This window comes from Pseudomonas sp. LB3P14 (assembly GCF_054898045.1).
Window position 1 is genome coordinate 105,643 of the sequence record NZ_CM142714.1, and the last position, 22,502, is coordinate 128,144.

Sequence of the window (22,502 nt, forward strand, 5' to 3'; positions counted from 1 at the left end):
AGTACTAATTTATGATGCCGCATTGATAAATTTGGAAACGGCATCATGAGTACACGTTCCGACCTCCTGACCAGCGCTGAGATTCTGTTGCGTACCAAGGGCTACGCAGCCTTCAGCTATGCCGATCTGGCGGAAGACATCGGTATCAAGAAGGCGAGTATTCACCACCACTTTCCCACCAAAGAAAGTCTGGCGATTGCCATCGTTGAGAGTTATCTGTTCCGGTTCAAGAATCAGCTGGAATGCATCAATGATGAAAATACCGGCATTATCGATCGGCTCAATGCCTTCGCCTTGATGTTCGCACAAAGCAGTAAAAACGCGATGCTTCCGCTCTGCGGCGCTCTGGCGGCGGAATTGCTGGCTTTGCCTGAAAGCCTAAAGGAATTGACGCGGGATTTTTTCGAAATCCATCTCAATTGGCTTCAGGCCAATATCGCACTGGGCCAAGCGGCAGGGGAACTCAAAGCTGAGCTGGACGGCGTGAAGGCTGCCAGGTTCATCTTGAATACGTTGGAAGGTGGCAGCTTTGTATCTTGGGCGCTGAACGACAATTACGAACAGTCTTCTGGATTTGATTTCATTTTAGATGGACTTCGGGTTACCGAAACACATCACTGAGGTTCGATCAGCTTTATTCTGCGTCATAAATCGACCGATTCTGCCCCCGCTGGCTCGGTCCGTTTTCCCGCCTCGTAAGTGGTTTCAGCCGCTTAGCTCACACTCTCTGAATTCTTTTTGCGCGCACTCAATCTGACGAGCGTACGTCTAGTCTCGCATTTGGGTTGCGGATACCTACCCTTGTCTACACTTTCGGTGTGTGACCAGAAGTACAAGATTAAGTAGAAATTACTGCATTGTTATCGCAGTTATCCCTATTCAGGAAAACTCTGTCGGAGCTGGTTTTTTTTGGCGATTGGTTATAAGAAGAATAATCTATTGATCGACAACCTACTAGTTGGTAGTCTTGTTTCTCTTCCGGGCCAAACGCCCGGTCCATCCGAAGAGGAACGAACACATGAGCAACAACCTGAATGGTATCGATGTCGCCGCACTCCAGCAGTTTGCCCAAGGCGTTGCTGAGGATGCGACCAAGCGCCACGCGAGCTTCAACGTCAAGACTCAGTGGAAAGGCCAGACTCGCTCTGTGGCCAAAGTCAATCGCTACAGTCTGGGCGGTGAAACCTACTCGCGGGATTTCGAAATCGTCGCCGATGAGCCTAATGAATTGCTGGGCCAGAACACTGCGCCTAACCCTCAAGAGCTGCTGATGGCCGCTCTCAACGCCTGCATGTCGGTCGGTTATGCCGCCAATGCCGCGATGATGGGGATCAAGATTCACAGCCTGGAAATCGAGACTGACGGCACCCTCGACCTGCGTGGCTTCCTGGGCATCGACGAAAGCGTCAACCCGGGCTACGACGAAGTGAGTGTAGTGATTCGCCTGCATACCGACGCCTCCCGTGAGCGTGTTGAAGAGCTGCACAACGTGGTGCTCAAAACCTCTGTCAACTACGCCAACTTTTCGAAAGCTATCCGTATGGTGCCGACCCTCGAAGTGCGTGAGGGCTAATTCGCCTGTTTCAAACAGATTCAAACCTAGCGTGCACCGGTAGACGGCTAGCTGCCCTGATGCCGACCCTTACGGAATCTGGATAACCGGAGTCTGCAATGAACGATTTTTTTAAAGGCAAAAAACTGTTGGTCGTCGGCGGTACCAGTGGCATGGGCCTGGAAACGGCACGCATGGTGCTCAAGGCAGGCGGCAGCGTAGTTCTCACCGGCAGCAAGCAAGACAAGGCTGATGCGGTGCGTAACGAGCTGAGCCCGCTGGGCCCTGTGTCGGTGATCGTCGCCAACCTGATGACTGAAGAGGGCATGAATTTCGTTCGTATGGAAATCAATGCCAACCACCGCGATGTCAGTCTGATGGTGAACTCCGCCGGGATCTTTATTCCCAAGCCGTTCACCGAGCACGATGAGGCCGAGTACGACATGTACCTGTCGCTCAACCGCGCGACCTTCTTTATCACTCAGGCCGTGGTCAAGAACATGCTGGCCGTCAAGCTTGAAGGGGCAATTGTCAACGTCGGCTCCATCGGTGCACAGGCCGCATTGGCAGGTTCGCCGGCCTCTGCCTACTCCATGGCAAAGGCAGGTTTGCATGCGCTGACACGCAACCTGGCAATTGAGTTGGCTCACTCGGGTATTCGGGTCAACGCTGTCTCGCCAGGGATCGTTCACACCTCGATCTATGAAGGGTTCATGGACAAAGAGGCGATCCCGGAAGCGATGAAGTCGCTGAACGATTTCCACCCGTTGGGACGAGTCGGCGTTCCCGAAGACGTCGCCAACACCATCCTGTTCCTGCTGTCGGACAAGACGTCCTGGGTGACCGGCGCAATCTGGGACGTGGATGCTGGAATTATGGCTGTTCGGGCCTGACCACAGTGGCGAGCGCGGCCTGATGAAAGCTCCCTCTGCGGGAGCTTTCACGCCTTCACTCAGTACAAGTGAAAGAAAGCTGAATGCTGGCTGCAGGAGTCTTCAATGTCGATCACGACAAAAGCAGCGCTGTTGAAAGTCGCGGAAACCCAAATGCGCTCCAAGGGCTATTCCGCGTTCAGTTATGCCGATCTTGCGGCGCAGATCGGTATTAGAAAAGCCAGTATTCACCATCACTTCCCGACCAAGGAAAGCCTGGGCGCGGAGCTGATCAAGGACTACATCAAACGCTTCGATGCGACCCTCAGTTCGATCGAAGAAACGCATGTCGATCCGTTGCTGCGGCTTCGTGGTTTTGCCCGGCTTTTCATCATCAGCGCCAACGAGGGGCTGCTGCCCTTGTGTGGCGCCCTGGCGGCAGAAATGGCGGCACTGCCGCTGTCGCTGCAAGGGCTCACTCGGGTGTTCTTTGAGAGCCAGCTCGATTGGCTTCAGGCCACCCTCAATGACGGGGTCCGGCAGCGCAACTGGTCGCTGGACAAACCCGTTGAGACCTACGCGTTCATGCTGCTAAGCAGCTTGGAGGGCGCGAGCCTTATCGATTGGACATTGGGCCGATCAACCGACCCGCTGGCAGGCTTCGATCATTTGCTTGAAACGCTGGTAACGCGGTCTTAATTTCTTTGAGTGCAGGACGAGTCATGCAAAGTTCTTCGAAAAAATATGCAGTGGATATCTGGTCTGATTTTGTTTGCCCTTGGTGCTGGGTAGCCAAGCGTCGATTCGAGCAGGCGCTCGATAAATTTGCTGAAAAAGATAATGTACAAGTCAACGTCAGGGCCTATCGCCTGGCGGCGAATCACGCGCCAGAGCCTATGATCGCTGCCCTTAAACGCAAGCTCGGCAATCCGGATTCCGCTGTCGCGATGATGAACACCGTCAGTAAATATGGCCAGGCCGATGGGCTTGATTACCGCTTTGACAGCATGCTGTTTGGCGATACTGCCGATGCCCATGTACTGGTCAAGGCGGTTGCGGACGAAGCCGTTAAAAAACGCTTGGTCGAGGCGTTGTATGAGCAAAGCACCTCCCATGGTCAGTCGCTGTTTGATCGCGGCAGCCTGGAGGCCATAGCCAAGGCCGCAGGCGTTTCGGACGCGTTAATCCAACGGGCGTGGTCATCCGTTGAATTGCGCGTAGAGATGGAGGAGGACGAATATATCGCCGCGCAACTAGGTTCGGGCGTGCCTTTGTTTGTATTCGATAATGCCTTTTCATTGTCCGGTGCTCAGCCCGAGGCTGCTTTTCTTGAAGCGCTGAACAAGATGCAGGAGAAGTCGAAAGTCGAAGATGACGCATTCAGCAGTCAAGTCTGCGGCATAGATGGCTGCAAAATTTGATCAGCAGAAGCGGTGCGGTACCGGGTTGTGCCGCCCTTCATCCGTATTGAGAGCGAGATCCAAATGAGCCGTATCGTTGAGTTGAGTGCTCCGCAGTTCGCCCGCTTTGTGGCCAAAGGCAGCAGCGTTGTGCTGTTTTCAGCGTCTTGGTGCAAGCCTTGTCAGGAGATGAAACCGGTGTTTCATGCCTTGGAAGAAAAGCTTCACTCCCTGGCGGCTTTTGCAAAGATTGATGTGGCGGTGTCTCCGACGATCGCGCAAATGTACGGTATCCGGGCGGTGCCATCCTTGGCGGTGTTCCATGAGGGGCGGCTGCTGCGGGTCATGCCCGGATCCCGTTCAGTTGGAGCCATGAAAAAAGCCATTCTTGCGGAGTTGGAAGAGGCGATTTAACCGAACCTCCTCCATCAGCGGTCAGGCTGATCAGTCTGGCGTTCTTTTTCATCCCTCGGGTGTGGATTTGCCCCGGACCAGTTATCGATGGGATGAGCGCGGTCTTCGTTGAAGATTTCCGTTAACAGCGCGTTGGCCCGTTTGTAGGCGTCATACTTGAACTCGGTATCATCCACCGGCTGTGCGGCCATTTCTTCCAGCATCTCCAGGTTCAGGCGACGGAATCGATCCGCTCGTTCGCGGGCTTCGTAACGACCAATGCCCAGTTGCTCCAATGCCCTGCGGCCCAAAGACAATGCGAAAGCAGGGTCGAGGGGCAGCGTTGAAAGCACCGTGGACAGCCACAGGCGTCAGCCAGCGCATCTGGCAGTAGGTCGCGGTCGCATGCAGGGGGTGGGCAAGCACCGAAAACCCGGGGGGCACCCATGTCGAACTGGTCGTGCTCGCCGCCGGTGGTCACGGCCCACAACAAGCTCTTACCTTTGAGTGCGGTGGCGCCTCTGCCATAGGCCACCCTTGGGTGAAGGCTTTATCGATCCACAATTTCAGCAGCGGCGGGCAGCTGTACCAGTACAGCGGATGTTGCAGGACCAGAAGCTCTGCCTGTTCTAGGGCTTGCTGCTCGGCTGGGACATCGATGTTGAAGTCCGGGTACAGGTCATAAAAGGAGCGTATGACCACATCCGGGTTATTGGAGGCTTGCCTGAGCATCACCTCGTTAACCTTGGATTTGTCGGGGTAAGGGTGAGCGTAAATGATCAGAATCATTGGGAGCATTCCACGACAAATCGCGAGTTCATTCAGAACGAAAAGACTCTCTGGTCGTTGGGCATGAAGATGCCCACCGACCAGAGAGTCGCTTTTTGGGGATGGAACCCTTTATTTACCTACTTGCAGTTTCAATACATCCTGCGCAGTCACGGGTTCGCCAGCGATTCCCCAATCTCCGCTTTTGACCTCTTCGAAGATGACCCAGGTGAGGGCGCGCATGTTTTCACCTTCCACAGACACCATGGCGTCCGTCACTTTCTGGATGACTTCGGCTTTCTGCTTGTCGGTAAAAACGCCTTCAATGCCTTTGATGGTAACGAGAGGCATGGTGTGCTCCTTAATGTCTGAAGTGGACGGTGATGAAACAGCGAATAATCAGGCTTTGGCTGCAACGTATTCCGGGTAGTCGGTGTAACCCTTGGCAATGCGATCGCTGACACCGTAGTAAGTCGCGCGATCACCCTCTGCCAGTGGCCATCCGTTCTGCATGCGCTCCACCAAATCGGGGTTGGCGATGTAGGCCGTACCGAAGGCGATCAAGTCGAGTTCACCTTTAACCAGTTCCGACTCAGCGAGGGCTTGGTTAAACCCACCGGCGGCCATCAAGGTGCCCTTGTAGGCTTCACGGAACGCGGCGCCGAACCCCGGCGGCGTTTCAGCGGCGACGATGGTCGGTTGGTAGTTCAGGTGGACGTAGGCCAGTTCGCGTTCATTAAGCGCTGCCGCCATGCTCATCCAGGTTTCTGCTTCACCTTCGTACACACCAAAGTCATACAGGCGGCCAAACGGCGAGAACCGTACGCCAATCTTCGAGCCGCCGATTTCGGCAGAAATCGCGTCAATGGTTTCCAGCAGAAAGCGCTGGCGATTGGCGATAGAGCCACCGTACTGGTCGGTACGGGTGTTCAAGGCGCTGCTGAGGAACTGATCGAACAGGAACCCGTTGGCAGCCATGATTTCGATACCGTCAAAACCGGCCTCCATCGCCATACGCGCAGACTTCACAAAGTCAGCGATGACACGTTTCACTTCATCTGTTTCCAGCGCACGAGGCACGCTGGGTTGCACAGGACCGGATTCGCCAGGCTCGATCCAGGCATATACCGTGGTATCGACCGCCGGCTGAGTACCCGAAGAAACCGGAACCATGCCATGCACCGAAATATGGGACATACGGCCAACGTGCCATAACTGCGCGAAGATCTTCCCGCCCTTGGCATGCACCGCGTCGGTGACCTGACGCCAGCCTGGCAAGTGTTCGTCGGCATAAATACCTGGGGTGTACAGGTAGCCACGGGCTTCGTCGGAAATCGGCAGGCCTTCGGTGATCAGCAGACCAGCAGAAGCACGCTGTGCGTAATACAGCGTGGTGAACTCGTTAGGGATGTTGTCTAGGGTCCGGGTGCGGGTCATGGGGGCCATGACGACCCGGTTTTTTAGCGCAGTACCGGACAGATCGTAAGGGGTGAGCAGCTTATTCATGATTAGTCTCGAAGTCGTTAACAGGTTGAAAGTCAGCGTTTGATTTACGACTTATCGAATGCGTCCAGCACATGTGTGCTGTACACCAACGCGGCACCGGCGTTCATGTTGATTGCCACGCCCAGTGCTTCGGCGACTTCTTCACTGGTGACGCCAAGTTTCTTGGCTTCGGCGGCGTGGAAGGCGATGCAACCGTCGCAGCGGGTGGTCACGGCTACGGCGAGGGAGATCAGTTCCCGGGTCTTCGCGTTCAGGTGATTGGTCTTGCCGCCGGCAGCGCCGAGCGACGCCACGCCTTTCATTGTTTCCGGAGACAGGCCGTTTAGTTCTACCAAGCGAGTATTGATGTCTTTGCGGGTTTGCTTCCAATCTTGCATGGGATTCTCACAGGGATGGTGTTGATTACAGTTATCTATAAACTTGCTAATAAGATACCATCCAGTTGGTAGGCAAACAATATGCTCGTACTGATTTTCACTATCGACGCAATCGAAGGTATTGATAGTTTGCTCCCGAACAATAGGAAAAACGCTTCATGGGGATGACGATTACTGGACTGTCGATTGTCAGCACCACTTGCCAGGCATCGTCGAGACGCTCACATACTGATCGCCGCGAAGCGCTGTCATGGGTCGATTCACACTGGGCAACCGGTTTTGCGCGGTGGCGATGCCGATAGCGCACTTATTCAACTTGCTGGCGCAGATGTCCGGCGAAGTCCAGCAAGGTCTGCCGATCAATTTGTCGCGCATCGTTAAACCCTGGTCCATCCTCCGAGCGACACCACCGAACAAACGCCTGCCAGCGATCACTGTGCGCCTGCACCGTGCCGTAATGCCCGCCGCCAAATAGATCGCGCAATGCCTGCGGCCCGGCATAACTCAGTTGCCGTCCATAGCCAAAATTGCGTCCATCCCGTCTACCCACCAATGCCATGATCAAACTCCTCGAAGCCAAACCTTTGAAACCTTCCCCACGTCATCCCGCCATGGATGTTGAGTGTTATCAGGGATCAAGGCCCCTGCGACCTGTGAGGGTTGTCCACTAGCGCGGGACTGGCGGCTCTTTACGACCGGGAGCTTGGGCATCTCATGATCTGGCCTCCTGAACACCGTTACCGGTGGGCGGGTGGAGGCTGCGCTGGCTGACGAGACCGGCGCCGCGAGATCCTGAGTCGGGTGAAGGCAGTGATGCGATGACCGGGGCATGCCTGATTGTTCAGGTGCACGCCATTCCGTGGGCTGCGGCACCATCATCTGCATCGCTGTTACTGGTGACTTCGGTGTTTGTCACGCCGATTGTCACGAGGGGGAATGCCGCAAAGCCTTGTACGAGGTGGGCTGCAGCAGTGGTAGGAGCGCCCGTCTCTTTCCGGGAGAAAGAGACGGGCGCAGGTTGGCGCAATTAAATGGCCACGCGGATAGGTTGCTGCAGGGCAGTTGGGTAGGGGGATGTATTTGCCGCAATGGCAATGATCTGAAGTGGGCATCCATCACTCGGTGAGTGACCGTGCGAGCCCCCGGACGCTAATCGCACTTTGGGAGAACCACCACGGTGTGGCGTAGCCTTAAAGATTCTGGCTACCTGGGTTGCTGTCAACGACAGCGGTTTGCCCGACCACAGACAATTGCGTGGGCTTTGGATTTTTTAAGTGAGGTCCATCCAAACAGGGCGGCTTTGCAGCCCTGGTTGGATGGACCCGCGTGGACAAACGGATCACTGAGATATGAGGACCGAGCGCTTACTCAGTTGCGCCACGTTTTGCTTTTAGGCGAGTGACATTCGCACCCGTCTGATTGGCGAATTCGCGTGGGCTGACACGCTCCTGCTGATTAGTCTCAAGATAGCGACTCCACCAGTTCATGATCAGCCTGCGCTCCTCGATGAATTCGGCCTTGTGGATGTAGGCGGCGCGGACGTTGTTGCGTTCCTTGTGGCTCATCTGCCTCTCGATAGCTGCGTCCGTCCACAAACCCGACTCGATCAGTGCGCTGCAGGCCATCGAACGAAAGCCATGGCCGCAGATCTCGGTTTTGGTGTCGTAGCCCATCTTCCGAAGCGCGCTGTTCACCGTGTTTTCGGACATGGGTTTCCAAGACTTGGTATCGCCTGCGAACACCAAGTCAAATTTGCCTGTGATTGCGTGGATCTGCTCGAGCAGGGCGACCGCATGCGGCGATAAGGGTACAAGATGGATATCGCCAGCCATCTTCGTACCCCTTGTGGAAAAGGGTACGCCTTCCAACGCTGGTCGCGTGTCGGGTATTTCCCAGGTGCCGCGCTTGAGGTCGAACTCGCTCCAGCGGGCGAAGCGCAGTTCGCTGGAGCGTACAAACACGTGCAGCGACAGCAAGACCGTCAGCCGGGTAAGTGCGCGGCCTTTATAGGTGTTGATCCGCTCCTTGTAGTTCCGGCAAGCGCGATAAGGATAAAGCGGGGCGGTGGACGACCCGCGATGCTTTGATCGAGCCTACGAGGTCGTAAGCAGGGTTTACGGTGATAAGCCGGAGGCGCTTTGCCTCGCGCATGATGCTCTGCAGGTAGTTTTGTACCCTTAAAGCAATGTCTATCGTTCCGCGCTTCTTGATCGCTTCCAGGGGCCGCATAAGGTCGTGGGTGTCGAGGTCGACAATGGCGCGGGCGCCGATCAGCAGGAAGAGGTGGGTTTTGAGGCGACTCATCACTGTCTTGGAATAGTCCGGTGCCCACTTGGCTGACATTTCCGTGTGCCAGTCCAGCGCAACGCTTTCAAAGGTTCTGCCTTTGATCACGGCTTCCGCCTTGGCTTGGTGCTTGGTCTCTATGGGATCAATGCCATCCGCCAGCATTCGCTTGACCTCCAAGCGCTTGCGGCGCGCATCGGCGAGGCCAGCGATGGGGTAGTTGCCGAATGAGGTCAGTCCTTCCCGGCCATCAGGTTTGACGTATCTAAGACGCCAGCCTTTGCGGCCATTGAGTTGGACTAGAAGGTAAAGGCCGTCGCCGTCGAAAAGCTTGTAGGCGCGGTCTGCGGCTTGGCCGAACGGCAAGCGGAATCGGAGAGTGGAGCAGTGGTGCGCGACATAAGGGTACTCCCTTTAATCGAACTGACCTCTATCCCAAACGCTACCCTTAAACGGTTGGTACCCACCGGAATCCGACGGAACGCCAAAACGAAAAAACCCGCCAGAAGGCGGGTTTTTCGGGGGTTTCAGAGATTTTGGAAGCCTTCTCTGGAACCTTGTATGGCTCCACGACCTGGACTCGAACCAGGGACCCAGTGATTAACAGTCACTTGCTCTACCAACTGAGCTATCGCGGAATGGCGTGTATGTTACTGATTCAAAAAGAGAAGTCAAGTACCTCTTAGCCACTTGATGGATTCATGGGGACGGACGGTGGTTTATCGACCGTGGGCGGTTACCAGAATCGCCTCAGAGGTCTACCATGGCCGCCCGGAAGTGGTTACACGCGCTGCCGGCCATTCGCCGAAAAGGTACGCGCCATGAATCAACCCACCATCACGCCTCGCCACAACGGGGTGTTCGCATGAGCATCGCTCAGATCAGCCTGCCTAAAGGCGTCGGTCCTCACGCCGAAAAACTGTTCGACGCAATCACGCAGGCCAGCACCGCTGACGAATTGAACCGTGCCGGTGGCAAGGCCGAAGGTTTTGTCCTGGGCCTGGAAAGCACCAAGGCCATCAAAAGCCAGGTCGCCGAATCGCTCTACGTCGCCTATGACGACGCTGCCAGCCAACGCGCAACCGAACTGGCCTAACCGCCGAAGGTGACGGTGGCGAGCATCAATTTGGCGTACAGCATCGTTGCGGCCAGTTGCACCAGCCACAAGGCCAGGCCGCCGAGAAACACGCCGGCAGCGACTTGCATCACCAGGTTATTACTACGTTTGGCCGGGGTGCGAGGCGCGAAGTGGTCCAGCTCATCGCGGTCGGCGCGTAGGTCATCGTTTTTCATGTGGGCTCTCGTAAGAATTTCGGGGTGTACATAAAACCTGTGGGTGCAGTCTAGAGCCCTCGGTCGATGCATTGAGAATTATCTGAGACAAATAAAAACGGGAAGCCCAAGGGCTTCCCGTTTTTTTACCACTCGACGACTTAGATCACCGCAACGATGGCCTTGGTCACGACGTCGATGTTGCTCTGGTTCAGCGCGGCAACGCAGATGCGGCCGGTGTCCAGGGCGTAGATGCCGAACTCGCTGCGCAGGCGGGTCACTTGCTCAACCGTCAGGCCAGAGTAGGAGAACATGCCACGCTGGCGGCCGACGAAGCTGAAGTCACGCTGCGGTGCGTTTTTCGCCAGCAGGTCGACCATCTGAATGCGCATGCCGCGAATCCGCAGGCGCATTTCGGCCAGTTCTTCTTCCCACTGAGTACGCAGTTCCGGGCTGTTCAGCACGGCGGCGACGATGCTTGCACCGTGGGTCGGCGGGTTGGAGTAGTTGGTGCGGATCACGCGTTTGACTTGCGACAGCACGCGCGCGCTTTCTTCCTTCGATTCGCTGACGATCGACAGGGCGCCCACGCGCTCGCCGTACAACGAAAAGGATTTGGAGAACGAGCTGGAAACGAAGAACGTCAGGCCCGATTCAGCGAACAGGCGCACGGCAGCGGCGTCTTCGTCGATGCCATCGCCAAAGCCCTGGTAGGCCATGTCGAGGAACGGCACGTGACCTTTGGCTTTCACCACGTCCAGAACGTTTTTCCAGTCCGCCGGGCTCAGGTCCACGCCGGTCGGGTTGTGGCAGCACGCGTGCAGCACAACGATCGAACCGGACGGCAGGGTGTTCAAGTCTTCCAGCAGACCGGTACGGTTAACGTCGTGGGTCGCAGCGTCGTAGTAGCGATAGTTCTGAACCGGGAAACCGGCGGTTTCGAACAGCGCGCGGTGGTTTTCCCAGCTCGGGTCGCTGATCGCCACGACGGCGTTCGGCAGCAGTTGCTTGAGGAAGTCGGCACCGATTTTCAGCGCGCCAGTACCGCCAACGGCCTGGGTGGTGATGACCCGGCCTGCAGCGATCAGCGGCGAGTCGTTGCCAAACAGCAATTTCTGCACAGCCTGGTCGTAGGCGGCGATGCCGTCGATTGGCAGGTAGCCACGGGAAGCGTGTTGAGCGACGCGAATCGTCTCGGCTTCGACAACGGCGCGCAGGAGTGGAATTCGCCCCTCCTCGTTGCAGTAAACACCGACCCCCAGGTTGACCTTGTTGGTACGGGTATCGGCGTTGAATGCTTCGTTGAGGCCCAGGATTGGATCGCGTGGTGCCATTTCGACAGCGGAGAACAGGCTCATTTTGCGGCGGCTCTGAATGGAGAGTGGAGGGACGTGTCGCGCTCCAGCCGAATGCACTAGAGCGGTGCACAAACGGGGAGCTAGTATAGAGGCCATCAGCGATTGATGGCGACAGACGATTCGGCTTTTAGGTTAAGTTTTTCCGATTATTTTTCGACCGTTAGTCGATTGGCAGCGTCAAACGTTTTACCCGATGTAGGACGTTTGCCTTGAAAGCGCGGGCAATCGGCTCCACATTGAGCACAATCCAGTTTTTTCCTCGGGCGACATCGGTCGTTTGCGGTCTTTCTCGTTGCTGTCCGGTTTGACCGTACAAGGCGCGGCTCTTGCTCCGAAAACCGAGAGGTATTGTATGTCTGAATTCCAGCTAGTCACCCGCTTCGAGCCCGCCGGCGATCAGCCGGAAGCCATCCGTCTGATGGTCGAGGGCATCGAAGCCGGGCTGGCGCACCAGACGTTGCTCGGTGTGACCGGCTCGGGCAAGACCTTCAGCATCGCCAACGTGATCGCCCAGGTGCAGCGTCCAACCCTGGTGCTGGCGCCGAACAAAACGCTGGCTGCACAGTTATATGGCGAGTTCAAAGCGTTCTTCCCGAACAACGCCGTCGAGTACTTCGTTTCCTACTACGACTACTACCAGCCCGAAGCTTACGTGCCGTCGTCGGATACGTTCATCGAGAAAGACGCCTCGATCAACGATCACATCGAACAGATGCGACTGTCCGCGACCAAAGCGTTGCTGGAGCGCAAAGACGCGATCATCGTCACCACGGTGTCGTGCATCTACGGTCTGGGCAGCCCGGAAACCTATTTGAAGATGGTGCTGCACGTGGACCGCGGCGACAAGCTCGATCAGCGTGCGTTGCTGCGTCGCCTGGCGGACCTGCAATACACCCGCAACGACATGGATTTCGCCCGTGCGACCTTCCGGGTCCGCGGCGATGTGATCGATATCCACCCGGCGGAATCCGATTTTGAAGCGATCCGCATCGAGCTGTTCGACGATGAAGTCGAGAAGATTTCCGCCTTCGATCCGTTGACCGGCGAAGTGACTCGCCAGTTGCCGCGCTTCACTTTCTATCCGAAAAGCCACTACGTGACGCCACGGGAAACCCTGCTCGGCGCCATCGAAGGAATCAAGGTCGAGCTTCAGGAGCGCCTGGACTACCTGCGTACCAACAACAAACTGGTGGAAGCGCAGCGTCTGGAGCAGCGCACCCGGTTTGACCTGGAGATGATTCTCGAGCTGGGTTACTGCAACGGTATCGAAAACTACTCGCGCTACCTGTCGGGCCGTGAATCTGGCCAGGCGCCACCCACCTTGTTTGACTACCTGCCGGCCGACGCCTTGCTGGTGATCGACGAATCCCACGTCAGCGTGCCGCAGGTCGGTGCCATGTATAAAGGCGACCGTTCCCGTAAGGAGACGCTGGTTGAATACGGTTTCCGCCTGCCGTCAGCGCTGGATAACCGGCCGATGCGTTTCGACGAGTTCGAAAACATCAGCCCGCAGACGATTTTCGTCTCGGCGACCCCAGGTAATTATGAGGCGGAACACGCCGGTCGCGTGGTCGAGCAACTGGTCCGTCCGACTGGCCTGGTGGATCCGCAAATCGAAATCCGCCCGGCGTTGACCCAGGTCGACGACCTGCTCTCGGAAATCGGCAAGCGCGTGGCGCTGGAGGAGCGGGTGCTGGTCACGACGTTGACCAAGCGTATGTCCGAAGACTTGACTGATTACCTGGCTGACCACGGCGTACGGGTGCGTTATCTGCACTCGGACATCGACACGGTTGAACGGGTCGAAATCATCCGCGATCTGCGTCTGGGCACCTTCGATGTATTGGTGGGGATCAACCTGCTGCGTGAAGGCCTGGACATGCCGGAAGTGTCCCTGGTGGCGATTCTCGATGCGGACAAGGAAGGCTTCCTGCGTTCCGAGCGCTCGCTGATCCAGACCATCGGCAGGGCGGCGCGCAACCTCAATGGTCGGGCGATTCTCTACGCAGATCGTATCACCGGCTCGATGGAACGGGCGATCGGCGAAACCGAGCGTCGTCGCGACAAGCAGATCGCCTTCAACCTGGCCAATGGCATCACGCCCAAGGGCGTGTTCAAGGACGTTGCCGACATCATGGAAGGCGCCACCGTGCCGGGCTCGCGCAGCAAGAAGCGCAAAGGCATGGCCAAGGCCGCCGAGGAAAACGCCAAGTACGAAGCCGAATTGCGTTCGCCGGGGGAAGTCGCCAAGCGGATTAAGGCGCTGGAAGAGAAGATGTACCAGCTGGCGCGTGATCTGGAATTCGAAGCCGCGGCGCAGATGCGTGATGAGATTGGCAAGTTGCGGGAGCGGTTGATTACTGTCTGAGTTCAGGATCGTTCCCATGCTCTGCGTGGGAATGCAGCCCCGGACGCTCCGCGTCCGCTGTGACGCAGAGCGTCACTGGATTCATTCCCACGCGGAGCATGGGAACGATCAGTGGTAGCTAGTGCGCTTCCCCAGCCTTCAACCCCGCCGGCAACGCCTTGGTCAACAACACCGCCAGCATGCTGATCCCCAGCGCAATCCCGACAAAGTGAAACGCATCGTTGTAAGCCATGATCGACGCCTGCTGATGCGCAATCTCACTGAGTTTGCCCAGCGCCGCCGTCTCACTGCCAAACCGATCCGTCAGCGACGTCATGCGCTCGGCCACCTGTGGGTTGGTCGGCACAATCGCTTCACGCAAATAATCAAAGTAAGTCTTGGTCCGCGCATCCAGCAACGTAGCGAGGAGGGCGATGCCAATCGCGCCGCCGAGGTTGCGCAGGATGTTGAACAGGCTCGATGCCGACCCCGCGTCCTGCGGCAGGATGTACGCCGTGGCGATCAACGAGATGGTTACCATGATCAGCGGCTGGCCCAGCGCCCGGATGATCTGGATCTGATTGAATTGCGGCCCGGCGAAGTCCGGGTTCAACACGCCCGATGAAAAACTCGCCAATCCAAATAGCCCGAAACCCAATGTACAGAGCCATTTCGGCGAGACGTATTTCATCAGTTTCGGCACCAGCGGAATCAGAAACAGCTGCGGCACGCCCATCCACATGATCACTTCGCCGATCTGCAAGGCGTTGTAGTTCTGGATCTGTGCCAGGTACAGCGGCAACAGGTAGATCGAGCCGTACAAACCGACCCCCATCCCGACACTGGAGATACTCGATAAACCGAAGTTGCGATTGCGCAGGATGCCGAGGTTGATCAGCGGGTTGGGCTTGGACGTCTGCACGATCACAAAGGTGATCAGGCTGATCAGCGCGATGCTGCCCAAGGTCACGATCAGGCTCGATTCCAGCCAGTCCTTGCGATGGCCTTCCTCCAGAAACACCTGCAAACAACCGAGGCCGACGCCCAGCGTGAGAATGCCCATGTAATCGGTACTTTTCAGCAGTTCCCAATGGGCTTGTTTTTTCTCCAGGCCGTACATCAGGCCGGCGATCATGATCAGGCCCGGCGGAATGTTGATGTAGAAGATGTATTCCCAGCCCCAATTCTCGGTCAGCCAGCCGCCCAGGGTCGGGCCGATGGAGGGCGCGAAGGTTGCGGTCATGGCGAACATGGCCATGCCTTTGGCGCGGTGGTGTTCGGGGAGTTTGACTAGCGTGAGGGTGAACGCCAGAGGGATCAGCGCGCCGCCGGTGAAGCCCTGTAGCGCACGGAAGACGATCATGCTTTCCAGGCTCCAGGCCATGGAGCAGAGCAGGGAAGCGGCGAGAAATCCGAGCGACACCCACACCGCGAGCCGCCGCGCCGAGAGCAACTGCACCAGCCACGCTGTCAGGGGAATCATGATGATTTCCGCCACCAGGTACGAGGTGGAAATCCACGAACCTTCTTCCAGGGTCGCCGACAGCGCGCCCTGAATATCCTTTAGCGACGAGTTGGTGATCTGGATGTCGAGCACCGCCATGAAGGCGCCGAGCATCACGCTCATGACCGCGATCCAGTCCCGCCGGGTCGGTTCGCCGGCCGGACGGATCAGTTGATCACCGGCCATCGTCAGGGGCGTCTTTGATGTTCACTTTAGCGGTGACCGACATGCCCGGACGAATCTTGCCTTGCAGCGGATTGTTCGCGGCGAAGGTCAGTTTTACCGGAATCCGTTGTACGACTTTGGTGAAGTTGCCGGTGGCATTGTCCGGCGGCAACAGGCTGAACTGCGCGCCCGAAGCGGCAAACAGGCTGTCGACTCGCGCATCGATTGGCATATCGCTGTAGGCATCGAATGTCAGCTCGGCTTTTTGGCCGGGCTGCATGTGGCCAATCTGGGTTTCCTTGAAGTTGGCCTGAATCCAGATGTCCTGATCCGGAACGATCGACATCAGGTAAGCACCCGCCTGCACATACTGGCCTTCGCGGGCGGCGCGCTGGCCGATCAGGCCGCTGATCGGCGCGTGGATTTCGCTGCGGGTCAGGTTCAGTTCGGCCTGGGCCAGATCGGTTTTGGCGTTGGCGATCATGGCGTCGAGGCGTTTGATCTCGGCGGCCAGGGAGTTGATTTGTTGGCGCTGACTTTGTGCGTCCGCCTGGGCCTTGGTCACTTGCGAGCGGGCGATGTGGTTGTCGGCGGAGAGGGTGGTCACCCGTTCTTCCGAGACATAGCCGGGTTTGCGTAGGGTTTGCGCGCGCGACAAATCGATCTGCGAACGACCGAGGCTGGCCTGGCTGGATGCGACTTGCGCCTCGCTGGCGGCAATCAGGCTGGCTTGCTGGGTCAGTTTACTCCGGGCTTGCAGGCGTTCGGCTTCGCGGGTGGCGAGGGTGGCGTTGGCACGGTCGACGGCGAGGTGGAAGTCATCGCCTTCGAGCTTGATCAGCAGTTGGCCTTTCTCGACGTGTTGGTTGTCCTGCACCAGTACCTGATCGATGCGCGCGCCCAATTGACTCGACACGCGGGTGATCTCGCCCTGGACATAAGCGTTGTCGGTGCTTTCGTAAAAGCGCCCCTTGAAGAACCACTGGGCGAAAAAGCCTCCGGCAATCAGCAGGACGAGCAGCAGGAAAATAAACAGGCGACGCTTGAGTTGGGCGGGCATGGGCAGACTGTAGTCGAGAAATTGTAAGGAAGTTATCAGCGGTCAAATCTGGCATACAGCGAATGATGGGTAAATGCCATTGGCTGATAATCGGCCATTCACCGAGGCTGGAGCGCGTTGTAGACGCAACCTTGGCTTAAATGCCCTGTTCACTGGAGCCGGGCGGGCAACGCCTGTTACCATTCGCCCTTTGTTTTATCTTCATTTCGAGACTTGCCATGACCACCGTCCGCACTCGCATCGCGCCATCGCCTACCGGGGATCCCCATGTAGGTACCGCTTACATCGCTTTGTTCAACTACTGCTTTGCCAAGCAGCATGGCGGTGAGTTCATCCTGCGCATTGAAGACACCGACCAATTGCGTTCGACCCGCGAGTCCGAACAACAGATTTTCGACGCCCTGCGCTGGTTGGGTATCGACTGGAGCGAAGGCCCGGACGTCGGCGGCCCGCACGGACCTTACCGGCAGAGCGAGCGTGGCGACATCTATCAGAAGTACTGCCAGCAGCTGGTCGAAATGGGCCACGCCTTCCCGTGCTTCTGCACCGCCGAAGAGCTGGACCAGATGCGCGCCGAGCAAATGGCCCGCGGCGAAACCCCGCGATACGACGGCCGTGCGCTGTTGCTGTCCAAGGAAGAAGTCGATCGTCGCCTGGCCGCTGGCGAGCCGCACGTGATCCGCATGAAAGTGCCGAGCGAAGGCGTTTGCGTGGTGCCGGACATGCTGCGTGGCGACGTCGAGATCCCGTGGGATCGTATGGACATGCAAGTGCTGATGAAGACCGACGGTCTGCCGACGTACTTCCTGGCCAACGTGGTCGATGACCACCTGATGGGCATCACCCACGTTCTGCGCGGCGAAGAGTGGCTGCCCTCGGCACCGAAACTGATCCTGCTGTACGAATACTTCGGCTGGGAACAACCGGAGCTGTGCTACATGCCGCTGCTGCGTAACCCGGACAAGAGCAAGCTGTCCAAGCGCAAGAACCCGACCTCGGTGACGTTCTACGAGCGCATGGGATTCATGCCGGAAGCGATGCTCAACTATCTGGGGCGCATGGGCTGGTCGATGCCGGACGAGCGCGAGAAGTTCTCGCTGCAGGAAATGGTCGACCACTTCGACCTGAGCCGCGTCTCCCTCGGCGGGCCGATTTTCGACATCGAGAAGCTGTCGTGGCTTAACGGCCAGTGGCTGCGGGACCTGCCGGTGGAAGAGTTCGCCAGCCGCTTGCAGACCTGGGCGCTGAACCCTGAGTACATGATGAAGATCGCGCCGCACGTGCAAGGTCGGGTTGAAACCTTCAGTCAGGTCGCACCGCTGGCCGGTTTCTTCTTCGCCGGTGGCGTGAACCCGGACGCCAAGCTGTTTGAATCCAAGAAGCTGTCGGGCGATCAGGTGCGTCAGTTGATGCAGTTGATTTTGTGGAAGCTGGAAAGCCTGCGTCAGTGGGAGAAGGACAGCATCACCGCAACGATTCAAGCGGTGGTCGAATCCCTGGAACTGAAGTTGCGTGACGCCATGCCGCTGATGTTCGCCGCGATCACCGGCCAGGCCAGTTCGGTGTCGGTGCTTGATGCGATGGAAATCCTCGGTCCGGACCTGACCCGTTTCCGTCTGCGCCAGGCAATCGACTTGCTAGGCGGCGTGTCGAAGAAGGAAAACAAGGAGTGGGAAAAACTCTTGGGCAATATCGCCTAAGGTAGTTTGATCCTGCGTAGGAGTTGCCGAAGGCTGCGATCTTTTGATCCTGCTCTTCGGCGCCACCCCGGTTTTTCAGGGGGAGGGCGGTAAGTGATTGTTATGTCGGCAAAAAACTTTGAAATATTTTAAAAATAAGTTTGACAGCCTTCCGAAGCGCCATTAAGATTCGCCCCGTCCTCAGCGATGAGGGGCTATAGCTCAGCTGGGAGAGCGCTTGCATGGCATGCAAGAGGTCGACGGTTCGATCCCGTCTAGCTCCACCAATTTACACTTCAAGGTCTGGCCACACCGGCCTTGAAACGATCAACTCTCAGCGTTGATCTGTTGTATAGAAGGGTTTGCGTCCCCTTCGTCTAGTGGCCTAGGACACCGCCCTTTCACGGCGGTAACAGGGGTTCGAGTCCCCTAGGGGACGCCAGTTTTACAGAAGCGATGTTGCAAGATGTCGCTCCGCCGCGAGGCGAAAAATCCGGGGCTATAGCTCAGCTGGGAGAGCGCCTGCATGGCATGCAGGAGGTCAGCGGTTCGATCCCGCTTAGCTCCACCAATTTTACAGTTCAAGGTCTGGCCACACCGGCCTTGAATCGATCAGCTCTCAGCACTGATCAGTTGTATAGAAGGTTTTGCGTCCCCTTCGTCTAGTGGCCTAGGACACCGCCCTTTCACGGCGGTAACAGGGGTTCGAGTCCCCTAGGGGACGCCACGATTACCCGCTCTGCGGGATTTTATAAGGGTCATTCAATTATTGAATGGCCCTTTTGTTTGTCTGGCGTTTGGCCAAATCCCCTATTTCTTTCAAACTGTTCTTCAGACCAGCGGTCACATCCACGACTTGCGGAAAATTATTATGAGAATAATATTCTAGTCGTAATATTCGGAGGCAACGATGAACGATAAAAAAGCTCAAACCCGCGAACGCATCCTCAAGGCTGCCAGCGCAGCGCTGATTCAGCGCGGCCCGGCCGAACCGAGCGTGGGCGAAGTGATGGGCGCGGCCGGCCTGACCGTCGGCGGCTTCTATGCGCACTTCGAAAGCAAGGACGCGATGATGCTGGAAGCGTTCAAGCAACTGCTCGGTCACCGCCGTGGCTTGATCGCCGACATGGACGCCGAGTTGACCGGCGAAGAGCGTCGCGCGTTGGTTGCAGCGTTTTATCTGTCACGCAAACACCGTGATTCCTCTGAGTCAGCGTGCCCGATTCCGGCTTCTGTCGGTGAGCTGGGGCGCCTGCCGGACGCGTTTCGTGTGGCGTTGAATGAGCATGTGGAAATGATGGTCGCGCAGTTGGCGGCCAGTCCGGAAGACACCGACAAAGCCTTGGCCGACATGGCCTTGATGGTCGGTGGTTTGGCTCTGGCGCGCGCGCTGGGGCCAGGAGAGTTGTCCGATCGATTGCTGCGCGCCGCCAAATCGGCGGTGCTATGACCTGAAGGCCGAGCCTTGGGAGAGAGAGCGATGAGCACGTTGAAGTGGATTCGTGGCGTTAATGGCACCTTGGGCTGGGTCGCACCAAAACTGGTTGCGAACAAAATGCGACTGGCATTCATGACACCGCGCGAGTTGCCGCCGCGTGATTGGGAATTGCCGCTACTGGCGAAATCCGAGCGCATCACCTTGCGCTTCGGTCTCTCGGCACTGCGTTGGGGGCAGGGCCCGGCCGTGTTGCTGATGCACGGTTGGGAAGGTCGGCCAACACAGTTTGCCAGCCTCATCACCGCACTGGTCGATGCCGGTTACACCGTGATTGCTCTGGACGGCCCGGCTCATGGTCGCTCACCTGGCCGCGAAGCCAATGTGGTGCTGTTTGCTCGAGCCATGCTTGAAGCCGCTGCCGAGTTGCCGCCGCTGCAAGCGGTCATCGGTCACTCCATGGGTGGCGCCAGTGCCATGCTCGCCGTTCAACTGGGCTTGCGTACCGAAACCCTGGTCACTATCGCCGCCCCGGCTCGGATTCTCGGCGTGTTGCGCGGTTTCGCCCGTTACGTGCGGTTGCCACCGAAAGCCCGTTCAGCGTTCATTCGTCAGATCGAAAGAGACGTCGGCATGCGCGCTGCGGCGCTGGATGTCGCGCACTATCAACTCGACATGCCCGGCCTGATTGTCCATGCCGAAGACGACTGCTACGTTCCGGTCAAGGAATCGCAGCTGATCAACGAAGCCTGGTTTGACAGCCGTCTGTTGCGCCTGGAAGCGGGTGGTCATCAACGGGTGCTGGCTGACCCTCGAGTGATCGAAGGCGTTCTTTCGCTGCTGGCCGGTCGCAGTCTGCAATCGCGCCAATCGGCCTGAGCATCCGTTACACTGCCCCGGTCAAAATTTTCTGACCAGGAGTGGGGCATGGGCTGGGATCGGGCAACGCCATTTATCATTGATCTGGAAGTAGGCGCAGAGGACATCGATGGGCTGGGGCACGCGAACAACGCGGTGTACGTGACCTGGCTCGAACGCTGTGCCTGGCGCCACTCCCAGCGGCTTGGCCTGGACCTGGTCGAGTATCGTCGGCTGGACCGGGCGATGGCGGTGGTGCGGCACGAAATCGATTACCTGGCGGCCGCCTATGAAGGCGATGAGTTGCAATTGGCGACCTGGATCGTCGATTGGGACCAGCGCCTGAAAATGACCCGCCACTTCCAGTTGAAGCGACCCAGCGACAACACCACGTTGCTGCGGGCGCAAACCACCTTCGTCTGCATCGAGCTGTCGACCGGCAAGCCCAAGCGCATGCCAGCGGAGTTCATCGAAGGTTACGGCCCGGCGTTGCAGGTGTTGGATACAACCAAAATCTAATAATGTGGGAGCGAGCCTGCTCGCGAAAGCGGCGTGTCAGTCGATATCAATGTTGAATGTTCAGCCGCCTTCGCGAGCAGGCTCGCTCCCACAGGGAATTTGCGATGTTCTGCAGATTTTCCGCGCAATCCAGTAAACTGCCGCACGTTTTTCGTTGAGTGTGTTTTTTCATGCAAATTGCTTTGGCGCCCATGGAGGGGTTGGTCGACAACATCCTGCGGGACGTACTGACCCGTGTGGGCGGTATCGATTGGTGCGTGACCGAGTTCATTCGGATCAACGATCAACTGCTCACGCCTGCCTATTACCACAAGTTCGGCCCTGAACTGCTGACCGGCGCGCGGACCGCGTCCGGCGTGCCGCTGCGGGTACAGCTGCTCGGTTCCGATCCGGTATGCCTGGCAGAAAACGCCGCCCTGGCCTGCGAGCTGGGGTCCGAAGTCATCGACCTGAACTTCGGCTGCCCGGCCAAGACCGTCAATAAATCCCGTGGCGGCGCGGTGCTGCTCAAAGAGCCTGAGCTGCTGAACCAGATCGTCGAACATGTCCGTCGTGCCGTTCCGGCGCACATTCCAGTGACCGCCAAGATGCGCCTAGGTTTCGACAGTCCGGACGGTGCGCTGGTGTGTGCCACGGCCCTGGCCGAAGGTGGCGCGGCGCACATCGTCGTTCATGCTCGGACCAAGACCGATGGCTACAAACCGCCGGCCCACTGGGAATGGATTCCGCGGGTGCAGGACGTGGTCAAGGTGCCGGTGTTCGCCAATGGTGATATCTGGAGCGTCGAAGACTGGCGTCGTTGCCGCGAAATCAGCGGTGTGGAAGACATCATGCTCGGTCGCGGTCTGGTCTCGCGCCCGGACCTGGCGCGGCAAATCGCGGCGGCGCGGGCCGGTGAGGACGTCGTCGAGATGACCTGGGCCGAGCTGCTGCCGCTGATTCAGGACTTCTGGCTGCAGGCCAAGGCGCAGATGACGCCACGCCAGTCGCCGGGTCGCTTGAAGCAGTGGCTGGCGATGCTGACCCGCAATTATCCCGAAGCGGTCGAGCTGTTCACCGTCCTGCGTCGTGAGACCGAACTGGATCAGGTTTCGCGTTTACTGGGTCTACAGGTGTCTGAAGCCGCCTGAATCCAATTGATCAAACTGTCC

Annotated in this window: 20 protein-coding genes, 5 tRNA genes and 4 pseudogenes; 17 read left to right on the plus strand and 12 right to left on the minus strand. The window is 57.7% G+C overall.

The features are described from left to right. Positions 1–45: 45 nt before the first annotated feature. The 6 genes from ACYZT5_RS00480 (at position 46) to ACYZT5_RS00505 (ending at position 4,238) form a co-directional block, all read left to right on the plus strand. The gene (locus tag ACYZT5_RS00480) at positions 46–621 is read left to right on the plus strand and encodes a TetR/AcrR family transcriptional regulator (protein WP_462049323.1); all 576 of its coding nucleotides are present in this window, start codon (positions 46–48) and stop codon (positions 619–621) included. A 397-nt stretch (positions 622–1,018) separates the two neighbouring features. Further along, positions 1,019–1,573 (plus strand): OsmC family protein, encoded by a 555-nt coding sequence (locus ACYZT5_RS00485; RefSeq protein WP_462049324.1) that lies wholly within the window; start codon positions 1,019–1,021, stop codon positions 1,571–1,573. Between the two features lie 98 nt (positions 1,574–1,671). Beyond that, on the plus strand, positions 1,672–2,445 hold the full coding sequence (locus ACYZT5_RS00490) for an SDR family NAD(P)-dependent oxidoreductase (RefSeq protein WP_462049325.1): 774 nt from the start codon (positions 1,672–1,674) through the stop codon (positions 2,443–2,445). Positions 2,446–2,550: 105 nt separating this feature from the next. Continuing rightward, positions 2,551–3,123, plus strand: a complete 573-nt coding sequence (locus ACYZT5_RS00495) for a TetR/AcrR family transcriptional regulator (protein WP_462049326.1) — start codon at positions 2,551–2,553, stop codon at positions 3,121–3,123. Between the two features lie 23 nt (positions 3,124–3,146). Beyond that, the gene (locus ACYZT5_RS00500; protein ID WP_462049327.1) at positions 3,147–3,845 is read left to right on the plus strand and encodes a DsbA family oxidoreductase; all 699 of its coding nucleotides are present in this window, start codon (positions 3,147–3,149) and stop codon (positions 3,843–3,845) included. A 63-nt stretch (positions 3,846–3,908) separates the two neighbouring features. Continuing rightward, on the plus strand, positions 3,909–4,238 hold the full coding sequence (locus ACYZT5_RS00505) for a thioredoxin family protein (protein WP_104910647.1): 330 nt from the start codon (positions 3,909–3,911) through the stop codon (positions 4,236–4,238). Between the two features lie 14 nt (positions 4,239–4,252). Here the strand turns inward: ACYZT5_RS00505 and ACYZT5_RS00510 are convergent. The 8 genes and pseudogenes from ACYZT5_RS00510 to ACYZT5_RS00545 form a co-directional block, all read right to left on the minus strand. Then, positions 4,253–4,537 (minus strand): annotated as a pseudogene (locus ACYZT5_RS00510) (glutathione-regulated potassium-efflux system protein KefC); the annotation flags it as partial. A gap of 13 nt (positions 4,538–4,550) precedes the next feature. Continuing rightward, positions 4,551–5,006, minus strand: a pseudogene (kefF, locus tag ACYZT5_RS00515) (glutathione-regulated potassium-efflux system oxidoreductase KefF); the annotation flags it as partial. A gap of 111 nt (positions 5,007–5,117) precedes the next feature. Then, a complete protein-coding gene (locus ACYZT5_RS00520) occupies positions 5,118–5,336 on the minus strand; it encodes a tautomerase family protein (protein WP_095052113.1) in 219 nt (72 codons plus the stop codon). A 48-nt stretch (positions 5,337–5,384) separates the two neighbouring features. Next, entirely contained in the window at positions 5,385–6,491 is a 1,107-nt protein-coding gene (locus ACYZT5_RS00525) for an alkene reductase (RefSeq protein ID WP_462049328.1), read from the minus strand. A gap of 44 nt (positions 6,492–6,535) precedes the next feature. Beyond that, on the minus strand, positions 6,536–6,868 hold the full coding sequence (locus ACYZT5_RS00530) for a carboxymuconolactone decarboxylase family protein (protein ID WP_462049329.1): 333 nt from the start codon (positions 6,866–6,868) through the stop codon (positions 6,536–6,538). Positions 6,869–7,084: 216 nt separating this feature from the next. Then, a pseudogene (locus ACYZT5_RS00535) lies at positions 7,085–7,427 on the minus strand (integrase domain-containing protein); the annotation flags it as partial. An 805-nt stretch (positions 7,428–8,232) separates the two neighbouring features. Then, positions 8,233–9,555, minus strand: a pseudogene (locus ACYZT5_RS00540) (tyrosine-type recombinase/integrase). Between the two features lie 161 nt (positions 9,556–9,716). Further along, positions 9,717–9,792, minus strand: a tRNA-Asn gene (locus ACYZT5_RS00545). 227 nt (positions 9,793–10,019) lie between these two features. Between ACYZT5_RS00545 and ACYZT5_RS00550 the strand changes: the two genes are divergently transcribed. After that, positions 10,020–10,250 (plus strand): hypothetical protein, encoded by a 231-nt coding sequence (locus ACYZT5_RS00550; protein ID WP_008007186.1) that lies wholly within the window; start codon positions 10,020–10,022, stop codon positions 10,248–10,250. Here ACYZT5_RS00550 and ACYZT5_RS00555 read toward each other — a convergent pair. Further along, on the minus strand, positions 10,247–10,447 hold the full coding sequence (locus tag ACYZT5_RS00555) for a hypothetical protein (protein ID WP_462049330.1): 201 nt from the start codon (positions 10,445–10,447) through the stop codon (positions 10,247–10,249). The two genes, ACYZT5_RS00550 and ACYZT5_RS00555, sit on opposite strands and share 4 nt — an antisense overlap. Before the next feature lie 140 nt (positions 10,448–10,587). Continuing rightward, entirely contained in the window at positions 10,588–11,784 is a 1,197-nt protein-coding gene (locus ACYZT5_RS00560; RefSeq protein WP_462049331.1) for an amino acid aminotransferase, read from the minus strand. Positions 11,785–12,136: 352 nt separating this feature from the next. On the opposite strand from ACYZT5_RS00560, the gene uvrB reads away from it, so the two are divergent. Next, positions 12,137–14,152 carry an excinuclease ABC subunit UvrB gene (gene uvrB, locus ACYZT5_RS00565; protein ID WP_462049332.1) on the plus strand — a complete coding sequence of 672 codons (2,016 nt, stop codon included), beginning with the start codon at positions 12,137–12,139 and terminating at the stop codon, positions 14,150–14,152. A 118-nt stretch (positions 14,153–14,270) separates the two neighbouring features. Here uvrB and ACYZT5_RS00570 read toward each other — a convergent pair whose 3' ends face one another. Together ACYZT5_RS00570 and ACYZT5_RS00575 are read right to left on the minus strand one after the other, a co-directional pair. Then, the gene (locus tag ACYZT5_RS00570) at positions 14,271–15,821 is read right to left on the minus strand and encodes an MDR family MFS transporter (protein ID WP_462049333.1); all 1,551 of its coding nucleotides are present in this window, start codon (positions 15,819–15,821) and stop codon (positions 14,271–14,273) included. Next, entirely contained in the window at positions 15,811–16,860 is a 1,050-nt protein-coding gene (locus ACYZT5_RS00575) for an HlyD family secretion protein (protein ID WP_462049334.1), read from the minus strand. The genes ACYZT5_RS00570 and ACYZT5_RS00575 overlap by 11 nt, the downstream gene beginning before the upstream one ends. Positions 16,861–17,078: 218 nt before the next feature. Here ACYZT5_RS00575 and gltX point away from each other — a divergent pair, with 218 nt between their 5' ends. The 9 genes from gltX to ACYZT5_RS00620 all read left to right on the plus strand — a co-directional run bounded on the left by gltX (position 17,079) and on the right by ACYZT5_RS00620 (position 22,481). Further along, positions 17,079–18,560: a glutamate--tRNA ligase gene (gltX, locus tag ACYZT5_RS00580; RefSeq protein WP_283183830.1), complete on the plus strand. Its 1,482-nt coding sequence runs from the start codon at positions 17,079–17,081 to the stop codon at positions 18,558–18,560. 190 nt (positions 18,561–18,750) lie between these two features. Further along, a tRNA-Ala gene (locus ACYZT5_RS00585) sits at positions 18,751–18,826 on the plus strand. A 79-nt stretch (positions 18,827–18,905) separates the two neighbouring features. Further along, positions 18,906–18,981, plus strand: a tRNA-Glu gene (locus tag ACYZT5_RS00590). A 53-nt stretch (positions 18,982–19,034) separates the two neighbouring features. Further along, positions 19,035–19,110 (plus strand) — tRNA-Ala (locus ACYZT5_RS00595). 80 nt (positions 19,111–19,190) lie between these two features. Continuing rightward, a tRNA-Glu gene (locus ACYZT5_RS00600) sits at positions 19,191–19,266 on the plus strand. A gap of 183 nt (positions 19,267–19,449) precedes the next feature. Then, positions 19,450–19,989, plus strand: a complete 540-nt coding sequence (locus ACYZT5_RS00605) for a TetR/AcrR family transcriptional regulator (RefSeq protein WP_008028313.1) — start codon at positions 19,450–19,452, stop codon at positions 19,987–19,989. A gap of 30 nt (positions 19,990–20,019) precedes the next feature. Then, entirely contained in the window at positions 20,020–20,853 is an 834-nt protein-coding gene (locus ACYZT5_RS00610; RefSeq protein WP_462049335.1) for an alpha/beta fold hydrolase, read from the plus strand. Positions 20,854–20,901: 48 nt separating this feature from the next. Continuing rightward, a complete protein-coding gene (locus tag ACYZT5_RS00615) occupies positions 20,902–21,351 on the plus strand; it encodes an acyl-CoA thioesterase (protein WP_074875220.1) in 450 nt (149 codons plus the stop codon). A gap of 170 nt (positions 21,352–21,521) precedes the next feature. After that, complete coding sequence (locus ACYZT5_RS00620) at positions 21,522–22,481, plus strand: tRNA dihydrouridine synthase (protein ID WP_150655386.1); 960 nt, start codon at positions 21,522–21,524, stop codon at positions 22,479–22,481. Positions 22,482–22,502 lie beyond the last annotated feature (21 nt).

Bases quoted from the DNA above. Each gene is read 5' to 3' on its own strand.
- ACYZT5_RS00550 (WP_008007186.1), top strand. From the start codon at position 10,020: ATGAGCATCGCTCAGATCAGCCTGCCTAAAGGCGTCGGTCCTCACGCC.
- ACYZT5_RS00620 (WP_150655386.1), top strand. From the start codon at position 21,522: ATGCAAATTGCTTTGGCGCCCATGGAGGGGTTGGTCGACAACATCCTG.
- uvrB (WP_462049332.1), top strand. From the start codon at position 12,137: ATGTCTGAATTCCAGCTAGTCACCCGCTTCGAGCCCGCCGGCGATCAG.
- ACYZT5_RS00530 (WP_462049329.1), bottom strand. From the start codon at position 6,868: ATGCAAGATTGGAAGCAAACCCGCAAAGACATCAATACTCGCTTGGTA.
- ACYZT5_RS00570 (WP_462049333.1), bottom strand. From the start codon at position 15,821: ATGGCCGGTGATCAACTGATCCGTCCGGCCGGCGAACCGACCCGGCGG.
- ACYZT5_RS00575 (WP_462049334.1), bottom strand. From the start codon at position 16,860: ATGCCCGCCCAACTCAAGCGTCGCCTGTTTATTTTCCTGCTGCTCGTC.
- ACYZT5_RS00610 (WP_462049335.1), top strand. From the start codon at position 20,020: ATGAGCACGTTGAAGTGGATTCGTGGCGTTAATGGCACCTTGGGCTGG.
- ACYZT5_RS00480 (WP_462049323.1), top strand. From the start codon at position 46: ATGAGTACACGTTCCGACCTCCTGACCAGCGCTGAGATTCTGTTGCGT.
- ACYZT5_RS00615 (WP_074875220.1), top strand. From the start codon at position 20,902: ATGGGCTGGGATCGGGCAACGCCATTTATCATTGATCTGGAAGTAGGC.
- ACYZT5_RS00485 (WP_462049324.1), top strand. From the start codon at position 1,019: ATGAGCAACAACCTGAATGGTATCGATGTCGCCGCACTCCAGCAGTTT.
- ACYZT5_RS00560 (WP_462049331.1), bottom strand. From the start codon at position 11,784: ATGAGCCTGTTCTCCGCTGTCGAAATGGCACCACGCGATCCAATCCTG.
- ACYZT5_RS00555 (WP_462049330.1), bottom strand. From the start codon at position 10,447: ATGAAAAACGATGACCTACGCGCCGACCGCGATGAGCTGGACCACTTC.
- ACYZT5_RS00495 (WP_462049326.1), top strand. From the start codon at position 2,551: ATGTCGATCACGACAAAAGCAGCGCTGTTGAAAGTCGCGGAAACCCAA.
- gltX (WP_283183830.1), top strand. From the start codon at position 17,079: ATGACCACCGTCCGCACTCGCATCGCGCCATCGCCTACCGGGGATCCC.
- ACYZT5_RS00505 (WP_104910647.1), top strand. From the start codon at position 3,909: ATGAGCCGTATCGTTGAGTTGAGTGCTCCGCAGTTCGCCCGCTTTGTG.
- ACYZT5_RS00500 (WP_462049327.1), top strand. From the start codon at position 3,147: ATGCAAAGTTCTTCGAAAAAATATGCAGTGGATATCTGGTCTGATTTT.
- ACYZT5_RS00520 (WP_095052113.1), bottom strand. From the start codon at position 5,336: ATGCCTCTCGTTACCATCAAAGGCATTGAAGGCGTTTTTACCGACAAG.
- ACYZT5_RS00605 (WP_008028313.1), top strand. From the start codon at position 19,450: ATGAACGATAAAAAAGCTCAAACCCGCGAACGCATCCTCAAGGCTGCC.
- ACYZT5_RS00525 (WP_462049328.1), bottom strand. From the start codon at position 6,491: ATGAATAAGCTGCTCACCCCTTACGATCTGTCCGGTACTGCGCTAAAA.
- ACYZT5_RS00490 (WP_462049325.1), top strand. From the start codon at position 1,672: ATGAACGATTTTTTTAAAGGCAAAAAACTGTTGGTCGTCGGCGGTACC.